Below are 21478 nucleotides of genomic sequence, written 5' to 3'. Positions count from 1 at the left end.
TATGGAAAATAATAAAATAAAAGTAGCTATTACAATAGTAGATAAATTAAGAGTTTTATATCATCTTCAACTAATAGATTCTCGTATAGATGAAATAGAAAATTTTCGTAAAAATATTCCTATAGAAATCAATTCTTTGGAAGAAGAACTTGAAAAAATGAAAAAAAGATTGAAAAATATTCATGAGGAAATTATTTCTATAAAAGAGGATCTCAATCAAAAAAATAAAGAAATTAAATATTCAGAAAATTTGATAAAAAAATATGAAAAACAGAAAGAAAATATAAGAAATAATAAAGAATTCTATTTTCTAGAAAAAGAAATTGATTATCAAAAACTAGAAATTAAATTATCTAAAAAAAGGATTCAACAAATGAATTTAAACATTCATCAAAATGAAGAAATTCTAAAAAAAAAAGAAGATCTTTTTTTAAATCAAAAAGAACATATTTTTCATAAAAAAAAAGAATTAAATCAAATTTTTTCAGAAAATGAAAAAGAAGAAAAATTTTTACTAGAAAGATCTAGAGATTTTTCTAAAAAAATCGATAATAATTTATTAAAAATTTATCAAAAAATAAGAAATAGAGTTAAAAATGGAGTAGCTATTGCTCCTGTACAAAGAGGAGCACCGTTAGGATCTTATCTTGCAATTACCCCACAAAAATACTCCGAACTAATACAACGTAATAAACTTTTAATAGATGAAAATAGTGGAAGAATATTAATAGACGAGGAATTAGCTGAAGAAGAAAAAAAAAAATATTTTGTTTTTTTTTCAAAAAAAAAGAAAAAATAAACTAATTTTATTACATTGGTAAAAAAAAATAATTATGGTAATAACCTATTCTTCCAATGAAATTAAAAAAATAAAAATCAAAAATTTTAAATTATTAGAATCCTTATCAGGGGAAAAAAAATCTATTCAAGATTTTTTTTCTGATATAGCAACTGTGATTATGTTTATTTGCAATCACTGTCCGTATGTTAAACATATAAATCCAGAATTAGTACGTTTAACTAATGATTATCTTCCTAAAGGAATTTCATTTTTAGCTATCAATTCAAATGATATCGAAAAATATCCAGAAGATTCTCCTGAAAATATGAAAAAAATATCTCATAAATTAGGTTATATATTTCCTTATTTTTTTGATGAAAAACAAGAAGTAGCTAAATATTATGGAGCTCAATGTACCCCTGAATTTTTTATATTTAATGGTATAGGAGATTTATATTATCATGGACAATTAGATGATTCTAGACCAAAAAATGGAATTCAAGTTACAGGATACGATGTGAGAAAAATATTAAACTCTATTTTAGAGGATGATGGTGTAAAAAAAATATATCCAATAAAAAAACCAAGTTACGGATGTAATATTAAATGGAAAAAATAAGATGTTTATGATAATTAGGAATAATTTTTAAAAAGTATTCAATCGTTTCGGATAAACTTTTTTCTAATATCCCCCCAGCTGCATTTTTATGTCCCCCTCCTCCAAAATATTTTCTAGAAAACATATTTACATCAAAATTTCCTCTTGAACGAAAAGAAATTTTAATTGGATATTGTTCTTTTTCTTCAAAAAAAAATACTGAAAAAACAATATTTTTTATTCCTAATCCATAGGAAATAATACCTTCGGTATCCCCTTTTTTATAAGGATATAAATCTATATCATAAGCATTAATACTGGTATAAGCTGTACGATATTTTTCGATTACTTTCAATTTACCCAAAGCTTTAGACAAAATTTTCAACCTATTTTCGTTATATTTTTCGTGTAAATGATTATATATATTTTCTACGTTTATTCCATTTTCTATCAATTTACCAGCAATAAAATGGGTTTCCGATGTGACGGAAGGAAAACGAAAATTTCCAGTATCTGTCATTAACCCTACGTATAAACATGTAGCTATTTTTTTATCTATTTTATCTAAATTATTCATTTTAGATATCAATCTAAATACTAAAATACTAGTAGCTGCTACCGTTTGATCTGAAAACATAAAATCAAAATAAAAAGGATAAGGATGATGATCTATTAATATTTTTTTTGCTTTAGAAAATGAAAGTAATTTTTTCAAAATTTCTATTCTTGATAAATTATTAAAATCTATAAAAAAAATATAATCGGAATCTATAATTTTCTTTTTTATCAAAGATTGAGTTTTTTTAGAAAAAATAATAATATCCTTACTTCCAGGAAGCCATCTAAAAGATTCGGAATATTCTGTAGGAGATATTAAATCTACATCATGTTTAAGTTTTCTTAAATAAAATAATAGAGCTAAAGAAGAACCTAAAGCATCTCCATCGGGATTATTATGTGGTAATAATACAATTTTTTTTTTTTCTTTTCCGTTAATGCTATCAAAAAACATATATTAATTTTTAATTATTTTTTTCAATCCTAATTCTTTTCCTTTTTTTAACATAAGAAAATAGGCAGAATGAAATTCATTAGATATTTTTCCTTCTAAAATAGACTCCTTAATAAAATTTTTTATTATTCCTATTTCTTTACATGGATTAATATGAAAAGCATTCATAATATCGTTTCCGGATATAGGAGGTTTCCATTTTTGGAGACGATCTTTCTCTTCCAATTTTTTCATTCTTTCCATTAAAAGAAAAAAATTTTTTTTATAGTTATTTTTTTTTTCTATATTTTTTGTCGTAATATCCGCTATACATAGTTTTATTAAATCTTCCATATATTCTCCCATATCAAATAATAATCTACGTATAGCTGAATCACTAGAATTATGTTCGATTAAAGAAACCGGTCTATAGCTATTCTGGATTATTTTTTTTACGTATTTTATATATTTTCCTTTTGGAAGCTTTAAACGTTGAAATATATTTGAACTCATTTTAGATCCTACAAACTCATGTGCATGAAAAGACCAACCAATTTTTGGTAAAAATTTTTTCGTATTAGGTTTTCCTATGTCGTGTAGCAAAGCTGCCCATCTTAACCATAGAGAATTATTTTCTTCTTTACTAATATTATCCACTACTTGTAAAGTATGATAAAAATTATCTTTGTGCTTATATCCATTTTTTTCTTCTATTCCTTGTAATAAAACTAATTCCGGTAATATTATTGATAATAATCCAGATTTAGATAATAAAAATAATCCTATAGAAGGCCTTTTAGATAGAAGTATTTTATTAAATTCTTCTGTAATTCTTTCTATAGAAACAATACTGATTCTATTTTTATTTTTCTGAATAGATTGAAATGAAGATTTATCTATGATAAATTGAAGTTGAGTTGCAAATCTTATAGCTCTCATCATTCGTAATGGATCATCAGAATAAGTAATATCTGAATTTAATGGATTCCTTAAAATTTTTTTTTTCAAATCTAATACCCCTCCAAATGGATCAATCAATTTTCCATAATTATTTTTATTTAAACTAATAGCTAAAGCATTAATTGTAAAATCTCTTCTATTTTGATCATCTTGCAATGTTCCAAAATCAATGATAGGATTTCTACTGTAGAAATGATACGATTCTTTTCTAGAACTAACAAATTCTATTTTTTGATTATCAAATTCTAACATAGCAGTTCCAAAACGTTTAAATATATTTATTCTAGGAGAGGGGTTGATCTGTTTAGAAACTTCTTTAGCTAATTTAATCCCTTCTCCTATTGTTAAAATATCTAAATCTTGGGAAAGATTTTTACCAAGTAAAAAATCCCGAACATAACCTCCTACTACATAACAATCTTGTTGTATTTTTTTAGCAGAATTACTAATAATACGAAATATATCCCTATGAATAGCAGAAACTAAATTCATGTAAATTACATACGTAATATTTTAATTTTATTTGAACTAATTTTTAGTATAGAAGAACTATTATAGCGAGATTTTTCACTTCTACGAAAATTAACAGAATAATCTATTTTACTTAATATAGAATAACTAATTTCAGAAAAGGATTGAGGAGTTGGAAATCCTGATAAATTTGCAGAAGTAGATATAATAGGTCTATCTAATGTTTTAATTAAATGAGAACAAAAAGGATCGTTGGTTAATCTGATAGCTAAAGTGTTATCTATACTATTTATCAATAAATTAGAAACTATTTTACGAGGTTTTTGATATACTATAGTAATAGGTTTCTCTTTTTTTATATAATTATCCTTAATAATTTTCTTAACTAAGTTAGGAATATACTCTATTAATTCGTATAAACGATTTATATTTTCTACTAAAATAATCATAGATTTAGAAATATTTCTATTTTTTATTTTATATATTTTTTCTACAGAATTTAAATTAAAAGCATCACATCCCAATCCCCATACAGTATCTGTAGGGTATAATAAACATTTTCCTCTTTTCAAAATTTTTACACTTTTTTCTATTTCTTCATAAAAATACATGATAAGTAAAAAAAATTACAAAACAAGATGATGCGTTCTCAAAGCTTCATTTAAAGATGTTTTTTTATTAGTGCTTTCTTTTCTTTTTCCTATAATCATTGCACATGGAATATGATATATTCCTGAAGGAAATTTTTTTGGGTAGGATCCAGGGATTACTACAGAATATTTAGGAACTACACCTTTCATTTCTATAGGTTTTTTATTTGTTACATCAAAAATTTTAGTAGAGGAAGTTATAACAACATTTGCTCCTAATACGGATTCTTTTTCTATAAGGACTCCTTCTACTAAAATACACCTAGATCCGATAAAAACATTATCTTCAATAATTACAGGATTATCTTGTATTGGTTCTAAAACTCCTCCTATTCCAACTCCTCCACTTATATGGACTCTTTTTCCAATTTGAGCACAGCTTCCTATAGTTGCCCATGTATCTATCATGGTTCCCTTTCCTATATAAGATCCTATATTTACATAAGAAGGCATTAGGATCACTCCAGGAGAAATATAAGAACCATAACGTACTATAGCATGAGGAACTACGCGAATTCCTTTCTTTTTAAATTTATTTTTTATTGGTATTTTATCATAAAATTCGAATGGACCAAATTCTATAGTCTTCATTTTTTTTATAGAAAAATACATAATTATAGCTTTTTTTATCCATTCATTGACTCTCCATTTTCCATTTATAAACTCCGAAACTCTTATTGATCCTTGTTCTACATAATCAATAACATGGATCACTAGTTTTTTGATACTATTATTTGTAGACCATACTTCTTTTTTTTTATCCCAGTAATTTTCTATTTCTAATTTTAGTTGATTTACTTTCATAAAAATTGATACAAACCAAGACAAAAATATATATAATATAAATATATTTGTTACAATAATGAAAAAAATATTGGGGATAGATTACGGAAAAATTATAACTGGGTTGTCTATATCAGATACTTCACAAGTATTTTCTTTTGGATTAAAATCCATTCTAACTAAGAAATTAATGAATTTTTTAGATATTTTTATAGTTAACGAACAGATCGAAAAAATTGTTATAGGGTTACCTAAAACATTAAAAAATAAAAATTCTTTAATAGAAAAATCTATTCAAAAATTTATTTTTAAATTTCATAGAAAACACCCTAAAATATTAATAGATAGATTGGATGAACGTTTTACATCTAAAATTGCTTTTTATACTATGATCGAATTAGGTATAAAAAAAAAAAAAAGAAGAAAAAAAAATATTTTAAATCAAATTAGTGCTACCCTCATTTTACAATCTTATCTTGCAAAAAAAAAGAAAAAAAATTAATCTATGATCTTACCTATAATACTTTATGGAAATCCTATTTTGAGAAAAAAATGTATAGATATAGATATAAATATCTATTACAAAGATAATCGAATTAATCAATTGATCAAAGATATGTTTGAAACTTTACATAAAGTAAATGGAATAGGATTAGCAGCACCTCAAATTGGTAAAAATATACGATTGTTTATAGTAAAAACGCCTTATCTATCAAAAAAGGTAAATGATAATTATCAAGAAGTTTTTATTAACGCTAAAATATTGAAAATATATGGAGAAGAATGTGAATTCAATGAAGGGTGTCTAAGCTTTCCTGGAATCATGGAATATGTCAAAAGAAAATCTCATATATTAATAGAATATTACGATAATAACTGGAATAAAAAACAAAAAACTTTAAAAGGAATTTGTTCAAGAGTGATCCAACATGAATATGATCATATTGAAGGTAAACTTTTTATAGATTATTTTTCTTCCATGAAAAAAAAATTAATAAAAAAAAAATTAATAATTTTTTTGAAAAGTAAAAAATTATTTATAAGGTAATATAATCCACTATTTTCTTGAAAACATCTGGATGATTCATAGAAAAATCTGAAAGAAATTTTCTATTAATTTTAATACTTTTATCAGATAATTTTTTCATAAACTTTGAGTAGGAAATTCCATATCTACGTGATCCAGCATTAATACGTTGAATCCAAAGAGATTTAAAATATTTTTTCTTTTTTTTCCTTCCTGAAAAAGCATAACTAAAAGATTTTTCTACAGCATTTTTAGCAATTGTATAAACCTTACTTCTAGCTCCATAAAAACCTTTTGCTAATTTAAGTATTTTTTTTCTTTTTCTTCTTGAGTAAACAGAATTTGTAGATCTTGGCATTATTTTCTATAATTTAGAATTGTTTTTTTATATTCTTTTTATCAGACTTCTTCAATAGAGAAAATGTAGAAAGTTTCCGTTTTCTTTTTTTTGATTTTTTCGTTAAAAGATGATTTTTAAATGCATGTTTTTTTTTTATATATCCATTAGCGGTTTTTTTAAATCTTTTTTTAGATCCTGATTTTGTTTTTAATTTTGGCATACTAAATTTTTTTTGGGGCTAATATCATGTACATTCTTTTTCCTTCCATAACTGGCATTTGTTCTACTTTTCCATATTCTTCAATTTCTTCTGCAAATTTTAACAATTTTATTTTTCCTTGGTCTTTATATACTATAGAACGACCTTTGAAAAAAACAAAAACTTTTACTTTATCCCCTCTCATTAAAAATTTTTCAGCACTCTTTATTTTAACTTTTCCATCATGATCTCCTATTTGTGGTCCAAATCGGATTTCTTTAGTATTTACCTTAATTTGTTTTGCTTTAAATTGCTTCTTTTTTTTCTTTTGTTCATATAGAAATTTTTTATAATCCAATATTTTACATACTGGAGGATCTACTTTCGGATTGATCTCCACTAAATCTAATCCTTTATCTATAGATAATTGAATAGCATCTTGAATGGAAAAAATTCCAGTTTTGATAGAATCACCAACTAAACGAACTTTATTAGAATTTATATGAGCATTAATACGATGTTCCTCCTTTTTTTTGATAAATGAACGATATATTCTCTTTTTTTTATTTACCCTTGAAAATTTTTTTTTTATGATAATAATTTTATAAATTTAATGAATTTCTTTAAAAATAGTGTCTATTCCGTTGGAAATGGATAATATACCTATATGACCTAAACCATGTTTTCGTAATGAAATAGTTTTAGTTATTACTTCTTTTTCCCCTAAAATAATCATATAAGGAATTTTATTTTCTTCCGAATCTCTGATTTTTTTATCAATTTTCTCGTTTCTTTTATCAATAAAAACACGAATATTATAATTTAACATCAAATTTAAAATTTTTTTTGCATAAACTATATATTTATCACTTATAGGAAGTATTACCGCTTGATTAGGAACCATCCATAATGGAAGGTTTCCCTTTGTATGTTCTATAAGAATTGCTATAATACGTTCTAAAGAACCAAATGGAGCTCTGTGTATCATTACTGGACGTTCTTTTTCATTATTTTTACCTCTATAATATAAATCAAACCTTTCAGGTAAATTATAATCTACTTGAATAGTTCCTAATTGCCAATTTCTTCCCAAAGAATCTTTAATAAGAAAATCCAGTTTAGGACCATAAAAAGCAGCTTCTCCATAATGAATAGTAGATTCTATTTTTTCTTCTTTTACCGCTATAAGTATAGCTTCTTCAGCTTGTTTCCAATTTTTTTCAGATCCAATATAATTATTTATTTTTTTTGGATCTCTAAGTGATACTCTAACTGTATATTCTAAAAAACCTAAACGACGAAATACATAAAAAAATAAATTTATTACTTTTTTAAATTCTTCCAATAGCTGATCATAAGTACAAAAAATATGTGCATCATCTTGAGTAAATCCTCTTACCCTTGTAAGTCCATGAAGTTCACCACTTTTCTCATAACGATATACGGTCCCAAATTCTGCAAAACGTTTAGGAAGATCCCGATAGGACCATTTCTGTGAACGATAAATTTCACAATGATGAGGACAATTCATCGGTTTTAAAAGAAATTCTTCTTCTGAATGAGGAGTTTGAATAGGTTTAAAACTATCTTTTCCATATTTATTCCAATGTCCACTTATAACATATAATTTTTTATGTCCAATATGTGGAGTAATAATCATCTCATATCCGGATTTTTTTTGAATATCGGTTAAAAAATTTTCTAAATTTTTTCTTAAAATTGTTCCTCTAGGCAACCATAATGGTAATCCTGATCCAACTCTATCAGAAAAAATAAAAAATTTCAGTTTTTTTCCTATTTTTATGTGATCCATATTGGAATCTTATTAAAAAAAAGGGATCAAATATTTATTATCCATTATTTATATATACACTTAATAAAAAAAAGTTACAAGTTTTTTTATTATGAGAATAACAATAAATATAATACAGCAGCTCCTGAACTACCTACAATAGGGCCTAAAACAGGAATAAAAGCGTAATCCCAGTTACTTTTCCCTTTTCCAGGAATTGGAATTATAGAATATATAATCCTTGGACCTAAATCACGAGCAGGATTAATTGCACAACCAGTAGTTCCACCTAAAGATAATCCAATTCCCAACACAACTAAAGAGGATAAAAAAGCCCCTAAAATACCTAATCCTACAATAGGATATTTTTTTGTAAGGTAACAATTCACCAACATAAAAATAAATGTAGCCAATACTTCGCTCAAAAAGTTAGAAAAAAAATTTTTTATAGTAGGGCCTGTACTGAAAACAGATAATTTATCTTGTTCTTTCTTAGTTTCTAAAAAATGATCTTTATAGAAAATCCATACTAATAAAGCCCCTAACATTGCTCCAATAAATTGAGCAAAAATATAAAAAGGAACAAGATTCCAATTTAACTTACCAGTTATGGCAAACCCTATTGTTACAGATGGATTTAAATGCCCTCCACTATAAGGATAAGAAACTAAAATACCTATAAAAACGGCCAAAGCCCATCCTACAGTAATAGTTAACCATCCTCCACCATTACCTTTTGTTTTTGACAAAAGTACGTTAGCTACTACTCCATTTCCTAAAAATACTAAAATCATAGTTCCTATAATCTCGGCATATATTTTTGTCATTTTATTTTCATTTTTATAAAAAAATTTTACTTACTAGACCAAGTACGGGTGGTTTTGATCGCTTTTTTCCACCCTTGAATTCTTTCCAAACGACTTGACATCCCTTTTGGTTCAAAAACCTGTTCCATTTTCCAGTTATCTTGAATTTCTTCAAGACTATTCCAATAATTTACAGCTAATCCAGCTAAATAAGCTGCTCCTGCTGCTGTAAGTTCAGAAATTTTAGATTTAACAACTTTTACATTTAAAATATCAGATTGAAATTGCATTAATAATTTATTTACTGTAGCACCTCCATCTACACGAATTTCTTTAATAGAAATACCGGAATCTGCTTCCATTGCTTTTAGTACATCCATATTTTGAAAAGCAATACTTTCCAAAGCAGCACGAACAAAATGAGCAGAAGAGGTCCCCCTAGTAATTCCAACAATAGTCCCTCTAGCTCTTTGATCCCAATAAGGAGCCCCTAACCCAGAAAAAGCTGGAACCATATACATACCTTCTGTATTTTCTACTGAAGATGCAAGTATTTCGGCTTCACTTGAAGATAAAAGTAACCCTAATCCATCCCTAAGCCATTGTACAACGGCACCTGCAATAAAAACACTACCTTCTAAAGCATATTGAACTTTATCTTTAATTTTCCAAGCAATAGTAGTTATTAAATTATTTTGAGAAAAAACTGGATTTTCTCCTACATTCATTAACATAAAACAACCAGTTCCATAAGTATTTTTTACCATTCCAATTTTTGTACACATTTGACCAAAAAGTGCGGACTGTTGATCTCCAGCAATTCCAGATATAGGAATCTTATTAGAAAGGATATGACCTGTTGTGTAACCAAAAATTTCACTAGATGATTTGACTTCTGGTAGCATTGTTTTTGGAATATCAAATAAATTTATTAAATCTTGATCCCAACTAAGAGTATGAATGTTGAAAAGCATAGTACGAGAGGCATTAGTGACATCCGTGACGTGAATTTTTTTTCCGGTTAAATTCCATATTAACCATGAATCTATAGTACCAAAAGCTAAATATCCAGAATCAGCTTTTTTCTTAGCTCCTGGAATATTTTCTAATATCCATTTTATTTTAGTAGCAGAAAAATATGGATCTATAACAAGACCAGTTTTTTTTCTAATCATTTCAGTTAGTCCATCATACTTGATTTTATCACAATAATTAGATGTTCGTCTATCTTGCCAAACTATAGCATTAAAAATTGGTTCTCCCGTTTTTTTATCCCATACTACAGTAGTTTCTCTTTGATTAGTGATTCCTATCGAAATAATATTTCCCCCTTCTAAATTTGCTTTTAAAATAGCTTCTAAAGCAACTGAAGCTTGTGTAGACCATATTTCTTCTGCATTATGTTCTACCCATCCAGGATAAGGATAAATTTGTGTAAACTCTCTTTGAGCTACGGAAATAATATTTCCAATTTGATCAAAAATAATAGCTCTAGAACTAGTAGTTCCTTGATCTAACGATAGCACATATTTTTTCATAAACATATAAATAATTACAAAAACTTTTCTCCTTAAAAAAAAATTAAACTAATGGATAATAATATTGCATGGCTAACTCTTTGAAAGAAGCTATCTGTGATTCTTCCCATTTTTTATCTCGAGAAAGTTCTTTTGCCATTAATGATGCTATTATTGGTGCTATATCTATTGCTATTTTAGCATTTAAAAATAATAAACGAAATCTTCTTGCTAAAACATCTTCAATTGTTCTAGCCATTTCATAACGTACCATCCATATAACTTCTGCTTTTGTACAATAATAAGGATATTGAGAAATTAATGGATCCCCCCATAAAGGATTTTCCTCAATTAATTTTTGAATATAAATTTCTTCTTCTCCATATTTATACCCCCAATTATTATAATTTTTACATGAAGAAGAAGAAGTTCTGGAACCAAAAATCTTAAGATTTTTGGTTCCAGAAGAAATTTTATTTAATTTTCCTATTTCAATAGCTTTATTTACAGTTTCTACTGCCATTTTTCTATATGTAGTCCATTTCCCCCCTATAATAGTTATTAGACCAGAAGGACTAATCATCAATTTATGAGATCTAGAAATATCTTTAGTAGAAGAATAAGATAAATTAGGAGGAACGAAAAGAGGACGTAACCCAGAAAAAGCACTTAAAATGTCTTTTTTATTCGGATTATATAAAAAATATTGGTTAAAAGTTTTTAAAATAAAATCTATTTCTTTTTCTAAAGGTTTGGGTTCAAGAACACTTTTTTCCAAAAATGTATCTGTAGTTCCTACTAAAACATGATCATACCATGGAACACTAAATAGAATTCTTCCATCCGAAGTTTTTGGAATTACTATAGCATCTGAACTACTAAAAAAATATTTTTTTAATACAATATGCGTTCCTTGACTAGGCTTTATCAATATAGTAGATGTGGAATCATCCATTTTTAAAATAGTATCGGCAAAAACTCCAGTTGCATTAATAACTATTTTTGAATAAATAGAATATTTTTTTTTAGTTTCAAGATCATAAGCTATTACTCCAGTTATTTTATTTTCTATTTTTTTGATAAGATTTTTCACTTGAAAATAATTTAATAATACTCCTCCTTGTTGAACACAAGTTTGTGCTAAATCAATAGCTAAACGAGCATCATCAAATTGTCCATCATAATATAAAATACCTCCTTTTAAATTATTTGGTCTAATTTCAGGAAACATTTTTAGTATTTCATTTTTAGATAAAAATTGAGAGTTTCCAAAACTCAAGGATCCAGATAACCATTCATAAATTTTTAAACCAGTCCAATACAAAATACCCATTTTCCAATTAAAAATAGGAATAATAAATCGTTTTTTTTTCACCAAATGAGGAGCATTTTGTAACAAATACCCCCTTTCTTGCAAAGCTTCATAAACTAATTTTATATTTCCTTGAGCTAAATATCTTATACCACCGTGAATCAATTTCGTACTACGACTAGAAGTTCCTTTAGAAAAATCATTTTGTTCTAAAAGTAAAGTTTTGAATCCTCTAGAAGCTGAATCTAATGCTATTCCTAACCCTGTTGCTCCTCCTCCAACAATAACAATATCCCAAATATTTATATTTTCTAAAATTCTTAAAAATTTATCTCTATTTAAAAAACCTTTCATCATGATTTACTCATTCATATTATTCAAAACGAAATATCCACCACCATCCTCTATTATTATTGGAATATTGAAACATATAACGAACAAAATTAAAAATATTTTCAATAAAAGAAAACTTTTATTAAAGTTAATCCAATAACTTTTTATATTATATTTTATTTATTAATAATTTTTGATAAAAAATTTTTTATAATTTCTTTTCCTGAATTCCCCTTAATGGTTTTCATGATTTTACTTATGTTATAAAATTGTTTTAATAAAAGATCTATCTCTTTTAATGAAATTCCACATCCATTTGATATTCTTTTTTTTCTTTTTATATCAGTAAGTATTTTCGGATTATTCCTTTCATAAGGAGTCATGGATAAAATCATAGATTCTATTTCTTTGAAAGAATCTTTTTTTTCCTTTTTATTATCAATCATTTTTTCCATACCAGGAATCATGGAAACAATATTTTTAATACTTCCTATTTTTTTTACTTGTTGAATCTGCTCTAATAAGTCTTCAAAATCAAAACTATTTTTTGAGATTTTTTTATAAATTTTTTTAGTTTTCTCCTCATCAAATTGTTCCTGAACTTTTTCTACTAAAGAAACTATATCTCCCATTCCTAAAATTCTATTAGCTATTCTTTCTGGATAAAAAATTTCTAGATTTTCTATCTTTTCTCCATTACTAATAAATTTAATAGGTTTTCCAATAACGCTAGACATAGTAATAGCTGCTCCCCCTCTACTATCTCCGTCTAATTTAGTCATGACTATTCCATCAATATTCAAAAATTTTGAAAAACTTTGAACAGTATTTATAGCATCTTGTCCAGTCATTGAATCTACAACGAATAAAGTTTCATCTGGTTTAGAATATTGATAAATTTTTTGAATTTCATCCATCATAATTTTATCAATAGCTAATCTACCTGCAGTATCAATAATAATGACATTGCATTTTTTTTCAGAAGCATAAATAAGAGATTTGTCAAAAATTTCTATGATATTTTTACTTTTTTTTAAGAAAAAAACGGGAAGATTATCTTTTTCTGCTATAATTTTTAGTTGATCTATAGCTGCAGGACGATGAATATCTGCGGCTACTAATAAAGGTTCTTTCTTTTTTTTTTTTAAAAAAAAAGAAAGTTTAGAAGAAAAAGAAGTTTTTCCACTACCTTGTAATCCACAAATTAATATAATAGAAGGATTATTAGAAATATTGATTTCTATGTTTTTTTTTCCCATTAAGGAAACTAATTCATCATATATTATTTTTATAATTAATTGTTTTGGATTTAAAGAATTGAGTACTTTTTTACCAATAGATTTTTCTTTAACCTTTTGAACAAATATTTTAGCTATCTTATAATGAACATCTGCATCAATAAGAGCTTTACGAATATCTTTCAGTGTTTCTGCTATATTGATTTCGTTTATTCTACTATTTCCTTTGAAAATATGAAGAGCTTTATCTAATTTTTTTTGTAAATATTCAAACATAAGTGTGTTTATTTATTACATACGATCAAGCATTTTTATTCCTAATAAACTCATTCCTGATTTTAAAATATTTCCTGTAACATGAATAATATTTATTCTAATATTACTATGAATAACATTTAAAGGATCTATTAATCTTTTATTTTGATAGAGATGGTTAAAAATTTTAGAAACTTCATAAACATAATTTGCTACTAAAGAAGGATTCAAATACATTGCTGATTTTTTTAATATTAATGGATATTTTTGAAGAATTTTAATCATTTTTTTTTCATAAAGATCAAATTTTATATTTGACCAATCCTCATTAGTTAATGAACATAAATTTAAAAAATTTCGTTCTAAAGAACGAATTCTAGAATAAGCGTATTGAATATATGTTCCTGTTTTACCTTTAAAATCTATAGATTTTTCTGGATGAAAAAGAATCCTTTTTCTAGGATCTACTTGAAGAAAGTAATATTTTATAGCTCCTAATCCTATTATTTCAGAATATTTTTCTTTTTCCATCTTGGGAATATTTTTTAAAAATTTTTTTTTTACAATGGAATACATTTCTAATATAAAACTATCAGCATCTATAATATTACCCATTCTAGATTTCATTTTACCACTTGGTAAATCAACCATTCCATAAGAAAGATGAGATAATTTTTTTACCCATATATATCCTAAACGTTTTAATATACTAAAAAGTACTTGAAAATGATAATCTTGTTCTTTTCCTACAATATAGATTAACCTATCTATACAATATTTTTTAAAACGTGCTACAGCAGTTCCTATATCTTGGGTAATATAAACAGAAGTTTCATCTGATCGTAATAAAAGTTTTTGATCAAATCCTTCTTTTTCCAAATTAACCCAAATAGATCCATCTTCTTTTTTAAAAAAGAGACCTTTTTTTAGACCATTTTTGACAATATTTTTTCCAAATTCATAAACATGACTTTCATATTCTATTTGATCAAAATTGACTCCCAATTTTTTATAAGTTTCTTTAAATCCTTCATAAACCCATTTGTTCATTTTTTTCCAAATACTTATAGTTTCATGATGTCCAGATTCCCATTTTTTTAATAAAATTCTTGCCTGTTTGAGAATAGGAATATTTTGATCATTGTAATCTTTATTTTTTTTGGAATAATCGTGAATTTCCTTATGATAAATTTGATCGAATAGACTATAATATTTACCTACAAAGTGATCTCCTTTCATTTTTGAACTATGAGGGGTTTCTCCTTTACCTAATTTTTTCCAAGCGATCATAGATTTACATATATGTATTCCTCTATCATTAATAATTTGAATTTTAGTTATTTTATGTCCAACTATTTTCAGTATTTCGGATATAGAATGTCCAATAAGGCTATTTCTAATATGACCTAAATGAAGAGGTTTATTTGCGTTAGGAGAAGAGTATTCCACTATGATATTTTTAGATGGTAATTTTAAATTATAAAAATTGTTATTCAACATTCTTTTAAGAATATGAAGATAATAACTATCCTTAAAAATAAAATTTAAAAAACCTCCTATAATAGAAAAAGTGATAAGATCTCCTAATTGACTCTTTACATAATTTCCAATATCCTTACCAATTTTTTCTACAGGTTTTTTTAATTTTTCAGATAAAGGAAATAAAATCAAAGTAATATCTCCTGGATATTCTTTCTTAGTATATTGAAAATTCAAACTGGGACAAGGTTTTAATTTATATAAAATAAATAAAGATTGTTTGGTTATTTTTTCTATGGATTGAAATTCTTCATTCATAGATATTACAAAATACTTTTTAATTTTAACCTCCATCCAAAAGGATCTTCCGATAAATTATGTTGTATATCTAATAGTCTTTTTCTTAATCGAATTGATATCCTTTCTTTATCTGAAAGATCCGGGAGAAAAAATTTTTTACCTTTATAACTAATTGTTTCAAAATAAGCAACAACTACTGCTGTACCACAACCAAAAGCTTCTTTTAAGATCTTATTTTTCAATCCATTTATAATTTCTGAAACCTTTAATTTCCTTTCCTCTATCTTTAATCCTTCTTTTTTAGCTAAAGAAAGAAGACTTTTACAGGTGATTCCGCTTAATATATTCTCATTAGCTAATGGAGTAATGAGTTTATTTTTTAACCAAAAAAATACATTCATAGTTCCAGATTCTTCAATTATTGTGTGAGTAGAAGAATCTGTCCATAATATCTGATCAAATCCCTCTTCTTTAGCTAATCTAGTAGGATAAAATGAAGAAGCATAATTACCAGCAGCTTTAGTAAAACCAACACCTCCAGATGCAGAACGACTATATTTTTCTTCTATCTTGATTTTTAAAGGTTTTTTATAATAATAATCTGCAGGTGTAGATATAATCATAAATAGATAATCATTAGAGGGCTTTGCCGACAAACATTTATCTATTGCAATTAAAATAGGACGAATATATAAAGATTGTCCATACTTTTTGGGAACCCAATCTCTATCTATATCTATTAAATTTTTTAATCCATTCATAAAAATATATTCTGGAATAGTAGTCATTTCTAAACGTAGAGCAGATTGATTCATTCTTTTTAAATTTTCTTTTGGACGGAATAAAAATACTTCTTCATGTTTATCTTTATATGCTTTCATCCCTTCGAAAACAGATTGACCGTAGTGAAAAACAAGAGATCCAGGAGAAAACATAATATTTCCAAATGGTTTAATAATAGAATTTATCCACTTTCCATTTCGAAATTCTGAATAATACATATGATCCGAATAGTGATTTCCAAAAGAAATATTTTCGAAATCCATTTTTTTGATTCTTGAATGCAAGCTTCTTACTATTTTCATAATAAAAATAAAACTGAATCTTTTTGATAATTCAAAGATAATAATTTTATTACTACTACTTAATAAAATTATTATATATACTACTATTCACTAATTAATTATTATGCATTATTTTCAATACTTTTTCTACAATATCTTCAATAGATGGTTTGGAAAAATAATCTCCATCTGATCCATAAGGTGGACGATGTTCTTTAGCCGTAATTGTAATAGGTGGACAATCCAAATAATAGTATCCCTTTTGTTCTTCTAATATCTTTTGTAAGATATAAGCAGATGCCCCACCTGGAACATCCTCATCAATAATTAATAATCGATTTGTTTTTTTTAAACTTTTTTCAATATCTTTTCGAAGATCAAAAGGTAATAATGATTGAATATCAATTACTTCAGTTTCTATATTCATTTTAGATAATTCATTTGCTGCTTCATTAACAATTCTCCATGTAGAACCATAAGTAACTATAGTTATATCTTTTCCTATCCTAGTAACTTCTACTATTCCAATTGGAATTCTAAAATAACCTAAATTTTTTGGTAATTTTTCCTTTATTCTATAACCATTTAAACACTCAATTACTAAAGCTGGATCGTCTCCATATAACAAAGTATTATAAAAACCAGCTGCTTTTACCATATTTCTTGGAACAAGAATCAAAATTCCTCTTAAATAATTAATAATTCCTCCCATAGGAGATCCAGAATGCCAGATTCCTTCTAAACGATGACCCCTAGTTCTAATAATAACGGGGGCTTTTTGTCCTCCTTTGGTTCTATATTGCAAAGTAGCTAAATCATCACTCATGATTTGCAAAGCATAAAGAATATAATCTATATATTGAATTTCAACTATGGGACGAAGTCCTCTCATTGCAAGACCTATACCTTGTCCAAGTATTGTAGATTCTCGAATTCCAGTATCAAAAATACGTATTTCTCCGTATTTATTTTGAAGTCCTTCTAATCCTTGATTGACATCTCCAATTTTACCAACATCTTCTCCAAAAATTAAAAGATCCGGATATAGTTCTAATAATTTATCAAAATTATCTCTTAAAATTATTCTTCCATCTACCTCATAATCAGAATAAATTGGTTTAATTTCGGTTATTTTTATTGATGATTTTTCAGAAATGCTATATAAATTTGAAGAATAATTTTCTTTTTCTTTATTGAATTTTTCTTTTAACCATTTTATCAGAAAATTTTTTTGATAAAATTCTTTTTCAGTAAGTAAATATAAAGATCTTCGAATAATACAAAATATAAATTTTTTAGTATATAAATGTTTATTTATATGTAATTCTTTGATCTGTTTTTTTATCCATTTTTTACAAGGAAATGCATTTTGCAACTTTTCTAAAATAGTTATAGCTTCATTTTTTATTTCTTCAATAGGTTTTTGAAAAGATTCCCAAGCCTTTTTTTGTTCAGAATGAACATATTCTTTTGCTTCTATATCTATTTTATCTAAAGAATGCATATCTGAAATATTATGAAATATTCCTGGTTCATTTTCAATCCTAAAATTCAAAATCCAATCTCTAAATTTCTTTATTCCATCATTTTTTTTTTCCCATTCTAAACGTTCTTTGGATTTATATCTTTCATGTGATGAAGAAGTAGAATGTCCTTGTGGCTGAGTTAAATCAGTAACATGTATTATTACAGGAATATGTTCATAACGTGCTATTTTATCTGCTTTAATATAAGTCTTTGTAAGATCTATGTAATTGGATCCATTTACACGAATAATTTCTATTCCATTTTCTTTTTTAGTTCTTTGAAATCCATATAAAATATCACTAATATTTTTTTTTGAAAATTGATATCTATTAGGAACAGATATCCCATATTCATCATCCCAAATAGAAATAATGATTGGTATTTGTAATACTGAAGAGGCATTCACTGTTTCCCAAAATAATCCTTCAGAAACACTTGCGTTACCAATAGTTCCAAAAGCAACTTCATTTCCATTATTAGAAAATATTTTATGTGTTTTTTTTAAATTTTTTAAATTTTTATAAATTTTGGAAGCTTGAGCTAACCCTAATAATCTTGGCATTTGAGAAGCTGTAGAAGAAATATCTGCACTAGAATTTTTTTGGTTCATTAAATTTTTCCAATTCCCATCATAATGGAGTAGACGTGTCCCAAAATGAGATGTCATCATTCTACCAGAAGAAACCGGTTCTTCCTCTAAATCAGAATGTGCATATAACTGAGAAAAAAAACTTCTTACATTTAAAACACCAATGGCAATCATAAAAGTTTGATCTCTATAATATCCAGATCTAAAATCTCCATTTTTAAAAATTTTAGACATAGCTATTTGAGGAATTTCTTTTCCATCTCCAAATATTCCAAACTTAGCTCTACCATTTAAAACTTCTTTACGTCCTAAAATGCTTATTTCACGACTTATTTTTGCTAATTTATAATCATTTAAAATCATTTTCTGAAATAAATAAAAAGAGGAAACTCCAAAACTTTTAAAATTAAATTTATTGTTCTTTTTTTTTTTATTCATGATCATGAATACTAATTTTTTTTTAAAATACAGTAATTTTCATTTTATTTATTTCTAATTTTAGAATTATTTAAATTAAAAAAAATACAATTATAATGATTTTTCATATAAAAATATGATAATAGGAAAAATAACATTAGCTATTATAAAACCTGATGCTGTTGAAAACGGATATATAGGACCTATTTTATTTCATATTATTAATGCTGGATTTTTTATAAGAGCAATTAAAATGATGGAAATTTCCAAAAAATTAGCTAAAAAATTTTATTATGAACATAAAAAAAGTTTATTTTTCGAATCTTTAGTGAAATTCATGTCTTCTGGACCGATAGTATTGATAATCCTAGAAAAGGAAAATGCAGTAAAAGATTTTAGAACTTTAATAGGAAATAAAAATCCAATAAAATCCAAAGTAGGAACTATACGTAAGTTATATGCAAGTTCTTTAGAAAAAAATGCTATTCATGGATCAGATAGCAATAAGAATGCTTTTAGAGAATGTCGATTTTATTTTTCTGATATAGAAATATTCTTAAAAGAAGGTTTTTAAATAAAATACTTAATTATTAATTAAAAAAAATATAAGAATTAAACATTACAAAAAATTTGTATTTTGTAAAAAAATACTTAATTAAAAATGAAAAAAGGTTTTTTAATTTCGATTTCTACTATTTTTATAGTGATATTTTTAATTTTTTTTTGGATTACTGGAACATATAATCAATTAGTTCAACTCAACGAAAATATAAAAACACAATGGAGTCAAGTAGAAAATTCTTATCAACGAAGATCCGATTTAATCCCAAATTTAGTAAATATAGTTAAGGGATCTTCTAATTTCGAAAAAAATACCTTGAATCAAGTAATAGAAGCAAGAGCAAAAGCAACCTCTATAAATATAAATCCAGATAATTTAAATCAAAATCAAGTAAGTAGATTTCAAAAATCACAAGAAGGATTAAATAACTCTATCAATAGGTTACTCTTAATTGTAGAAAATTATCCTAATTTAAAATCTACACAAAATTTTTCCGAATTACAAAATCAATTGGAAGGGACAGAAAATCGTATTAATGTGGAAAGAAATAGATTTAATGATAAAGTCAATAATTTTAATACTTATAGAAATAAATTTCCAAAAATTATCATCTCAAATTTTTTTTCTCAATTTAGAGAAAAAGGATATTTTAAATCTCAAATAGGATCGGAAAAAGCACCTATTGTAGATTTTGATAATTCATGATAGGGTTAAATTGAAAAAATTAGGAATGAAAAATTTCATAAAAAAAGTTTTTAACTCATTATTTATTTTACTATTTTTTACAAATATCGTACAAGGACAATTCAATATACCTGACCCTCCAAAAAAAATATATCCTGTTAATGATTATGCAGGAGTACTATCTCATATTCAAATAGAAAAATTAAATAAAAAACTTATTCAATATTCGAAAATTACCTCAACAGAAATTTTAATTCCTATCGTTCAAGATATACATGGAGAAGATTCTAATTTTTTAGCTTCCAAATGGGGAGAAAAATGGAATATTGGAAAAAAAGATAAAAATAATGGAATTATTATTTTATTATCTATAAAAGATAAAAAAATATCTATCCAAAATGGATACGGAATTGAGCCATATCTGACAGATTTTTCAACTCAAAATATAATCAAAAAAATAAAACCTTTTTTAAAAAATAATCTTTATTATAAGGCTATAGATATCGGTATTCAAGAAATATTTAAAATTTTAAAAAATAAATATGAATACAAAAAAAAATATAATAAAAACCCTTTTTATATATGGAAATTTTTTATTCCTATTAGTATCTTTTTTATTATGTTTTTTTTATTTCAAAAAAAAAGGATTGACCCTTCATTATTAAATACATTATTTTTAACAAGTATTCTATTCAAAAATAGATCTATAAAAAATCCAAACGATCATAACCATGAAGATAATTTTGACGGATTTGGAGAAGGAGGAACCTTTGGAGGTGGAGGATCTAGTGGAAACTGGTAAT

The 21478-nt window shown here is 25.5% G+C and carries 22 protein-coding genes; 7 read left to right on the top strand and 15 right to left on the bottom strand.

Annotation, left to right across the window (positions count from 1 at the left end; all coding sequences use genetic code 11):
- Window position 1 precedes the first annotated feature (1 nt).
- Entirely contained in the window at window positions 2-799 is a 798-nt protein-coding gene (locus tag DM817_RS02255; RefSeq protein WP_113738408.1) for a zinc ribbon domain-containing protein, read from the top strand.
- A 34-nt stretch (window positions 800-833) separates the two neighbouring features.
- On the top strand, window positions 834-1400 hold the full coding sequence (locus DM817_RS02250) for a thioredoxin family protein (RefSeq protein ID WP_113738407.1): 567 nt from the start codon (window positions 834-836) through the stop codon (window positions 1398-1400).
- Here DM817_RS02250 and DM817_RS02245 read toward each other — a convergent pair.
- From DM817_RS02245 to DM817_RS02230, 4 genes are read right to left on the bottom strand one after another with little or no spacing between them, the layout of a single operon-like run.
- The gene (locus DM817_RS02245; RefSeq protein ID WP_113738406.1) at window positions 1384-2391 is read right to left on the bottom strand and encodes a DHH family phosphoesterase; all 1008 of its coding nucleotides are present in this window, start codon (window positions 2389-2391) and stop codon (window positions 1384-1386) included. The two genes, DM817_RS02250 and DM817_RS02245, sit on opposite strands and share 17 nt — an antisense overlap.
- Before the next feature lie 3 nt (window positions 2392-2394).
- Window positions 2395-3822 (bottom strand): CCA tRNA nucleotidyltransferase, encoded by a 1428-nt coding sequence (locus tag DM817_RS02240; protein WP_113738405.1) that lies wholly within the window; start codon window positions 3820-3822, stop codon window positions 2395-2397.
- Window positions 3823-3827: 5 nt separating this feature from the next.
- Window positions 3828-4412 (bottom strand): L-threonylcarbamoyladenylate synthase, encoded by a 585-nt coding sequence (locus tag DM817_RS02235; protein WP_113738404.1) that lies wholly within the window; start codon window positions 4410-4412, stop codon window positions 3828-3830.
- A gap of 15 nt (window positions 4413-4427) precedes the next feature.
- Window positions 4428-5255: a 2,3,4,5-tetrahydropyridine-2,6-dicarboxylate N-succinyltransferase gene (locus DM817_RS02230; RefSeq protein ID WP_113738571.1), complete on the bottom strand. Its 828-nt coding sequence runs from the start codon at window positions 5253-5255 to the stop codon at window positions 4428-4430.
- A 58-nt stretch (window positions 5256-5313) separates the two neighbouring features.
- Between DM817_RS02230 and ruvX the strand changes: the two genes are divergently transcribed.
- A complete protein-coding gene (gene ruvX, locus DM817_RS02225; RefSeq protein ID WP_113738403.1) occupies window positions 5314-5736 on the top strand; it encodes a Holliday junction resolvase RuvX in 423 nt (140 codons plus the stop codon).
- A 3-nt stretch (window positions 5737-5739) separates the two neighbouring features.
- Window positions 5740-6282 (top strand): peptide deformylase, encoded by a 543-nt coding sequence (gene def, locus DM817_RS02220; RefSeq protein WP_113738402.1) that lies wholly within the window; start codon window positions 5740-5742, stop codon window positions 6280-6282.
- On the opposite strand, the gene rplT is transcribed toward def, so the two are convergent.
- From rplT to DM817_RS02165, 11 genes are all read right to left on the bottom strand, one after another.
- Window positions 6272-6619 (bottom strand): 50S ribosomal protein L20, encoded by a 348-nt coding sequence (gene rplT, locus DM817_RS02215; protein WP_113738401.1) that lies wholly within the window; start codon window positions 6617-6619, stop codon window positions 6272-6274. The two genes, def and rplT, sit on opposite strands and share 11 nt — an antisense overlap.
- 13 nt (window positions 6620-6632) lie before the next feature.
- Window positions 6633-6821 carry a 50S ribosomal protein L35 gene (rpmI, locus tag DM817_RS02210; RefSeq protein ID WP_113738400.1) on the bottom strand — a complete coding sequence of 63 codons (189 nt, stop codon included), beginning with the start codon at window positions 6819-6821 and terminating at the stop codon, window positions 6633-6635.
- Between the two features lies 1 nt (window position 6822).
- Complete coding sequence (gene infC, locus DM817_RS02205) at window positions 6823-7338, bottom strand: translation initiation factor IF-3 (RefSeq protein ID WP_113738399.1); 516 nt, start codon at window positions 7336-7338, stop codon at window positions 6823-6825.
- Window positions 7339-7410: 72 nt separating this feature from the next.
- Window positions 7411-8613, bottom strand: coding sequence for a threonine--tRNA ligase (gene thrS / locus DM817_RS02200; protein WP_113738398.1), 1203 nt, complete (start codon window positions 8611-8613; stop codon window positions 7411-7413).
- 89 nt (window positions 8614-8702) lie between these two features.
- On the bottom strand, window positions 8703-9419 hold the full coding sequence (locus DM817_RS02195; protein ID WP_110477651.1) for an MIP/aquaporin family protein: 717 nt from the start codon (window positions 9417-9419) through the stop codon (window positions 8703-8705).
- 26 nt (window positions 9420-9445) lie between these two features.
- Window positions 9446-10942, bottom strand: a complete 1497-nt coding sequence (gene glpK / locus DM817_RS02190) for a glycerol kinase GlpK (RefSeq protein WP_113738397.1) — start codon at window positions 10940-10942, stop codon at window positions 9446-9448.
- 37 nt (window positions 10943-10979) lie between these two features.
- Complete coding sequence (locus DM817_RS02185; protein ID WP_235610871.1) at window positions 10980-12584, bottom strand: glycerol-3-phosphate dehydrogenase/oxidase; 1605 nt, start codon at window positions 12582-12584, stop codon at window positions 10980-10982.
- 152 nt (window positions 12585-12736) lie between these two features.
- Entirely contained in the window at window positions 12737-14074 is a 1338-nt protein-coding gene (gene ffh / locus DM817_RS02180) for a signal recognition particle protein (RefSeq protein ID WP_113738395.1), read from the bottom strand.
- Between the two features lie 15 nt (window positions 14075-14089).
- Entirely contained in the window at window positions 14090-15850 is a 1761-nt protein-coding gene (argS, locus tag DM817_RS02175; protein ID WP_113738570.1) for an arginine--tRNA ligase, read from the bottom strand.
- Window positions 15851-15855: 5 nt separating this feature from the next.
- Entirely contained in the window at window positions 15856-16917 is a 1062-nt protein-coding gene (locus DM817_RS02170; protein WP_113738394.1) for a branched-chain amino acid aminotransferase, read from the bottom strand.
- A gap of 94 nt (window positions 16918-17011) precedes the next feature.
- Window positions 17012-19450, bottom strand: coding sequence for an alpha-ketoacid dehydrogenase subunit alpha/beta (locus DM817_RS02165; protein ID WP_113738393.1), 2439 nt, complete (start codon window positions 19448-19450; stop codon window positions 17012-17014).
- A 115-nt stretch (window positions 19451-19565) separates the two neighbouring features.
- Here DM817_RS02165 and ndk point away from each other — a divergent pair, with 115 nt between their 5' ends.
- The 3 genes from ndk (at window position 19566) to DM817_RS02150 (ending at window position 21477) form a co-directional block, all read left to right on the top strand.
- Window positions 19566-20003, top strand: coding sequence for a nucleoside-diphosphate kinase (gene ndk, locus DM817_RS02160; RefSeq protein ID WP_113738392.1), 438 nt, complete (start codon window positions 19566-19568; stop codon window positions 20001-20003).
- Window positions 20004-20090: 87 nt separating this feature from the next.
- Window positions 20091-20696 (top strand): LemA family protein, encoded by a 606-nt coding sequence (locus tag DM817_RS02155; protein ID WP_113738391.1) that lies wholly within the window; start codon window positions 20091-20093, stop codon window positions 20694-20696.
- 25 nt (window positions 20697-20721) lie between these two features.
- Window positions 20722-21477, top strand: coding sequence for a TPM domain-containing protein (locus tag DM817_RS02150; protein WP_113738569.1), 756 nt, complete (start codon window positions 20722-20724; stop codon window positions 21475-21477).
- Window position 21478 lies beyond the last annotated feature (1 nt).

Origin of the sequence: Blattabacterium clevelandi (genome assembly GCF_003268615.1) — a bacterium.
Lineage (GTDB): Bacteria > Bacteroidota > Bacteroidia > Flavobacteriales > Blattabacteriaceae > Blattabacterium > Blattabacterium clevelandi.
The sequence above is the reverse complement of the archived record's forward strand: the minus strand, read 5'-3'. Positions and strand labels throughout refer to the sequence as shown.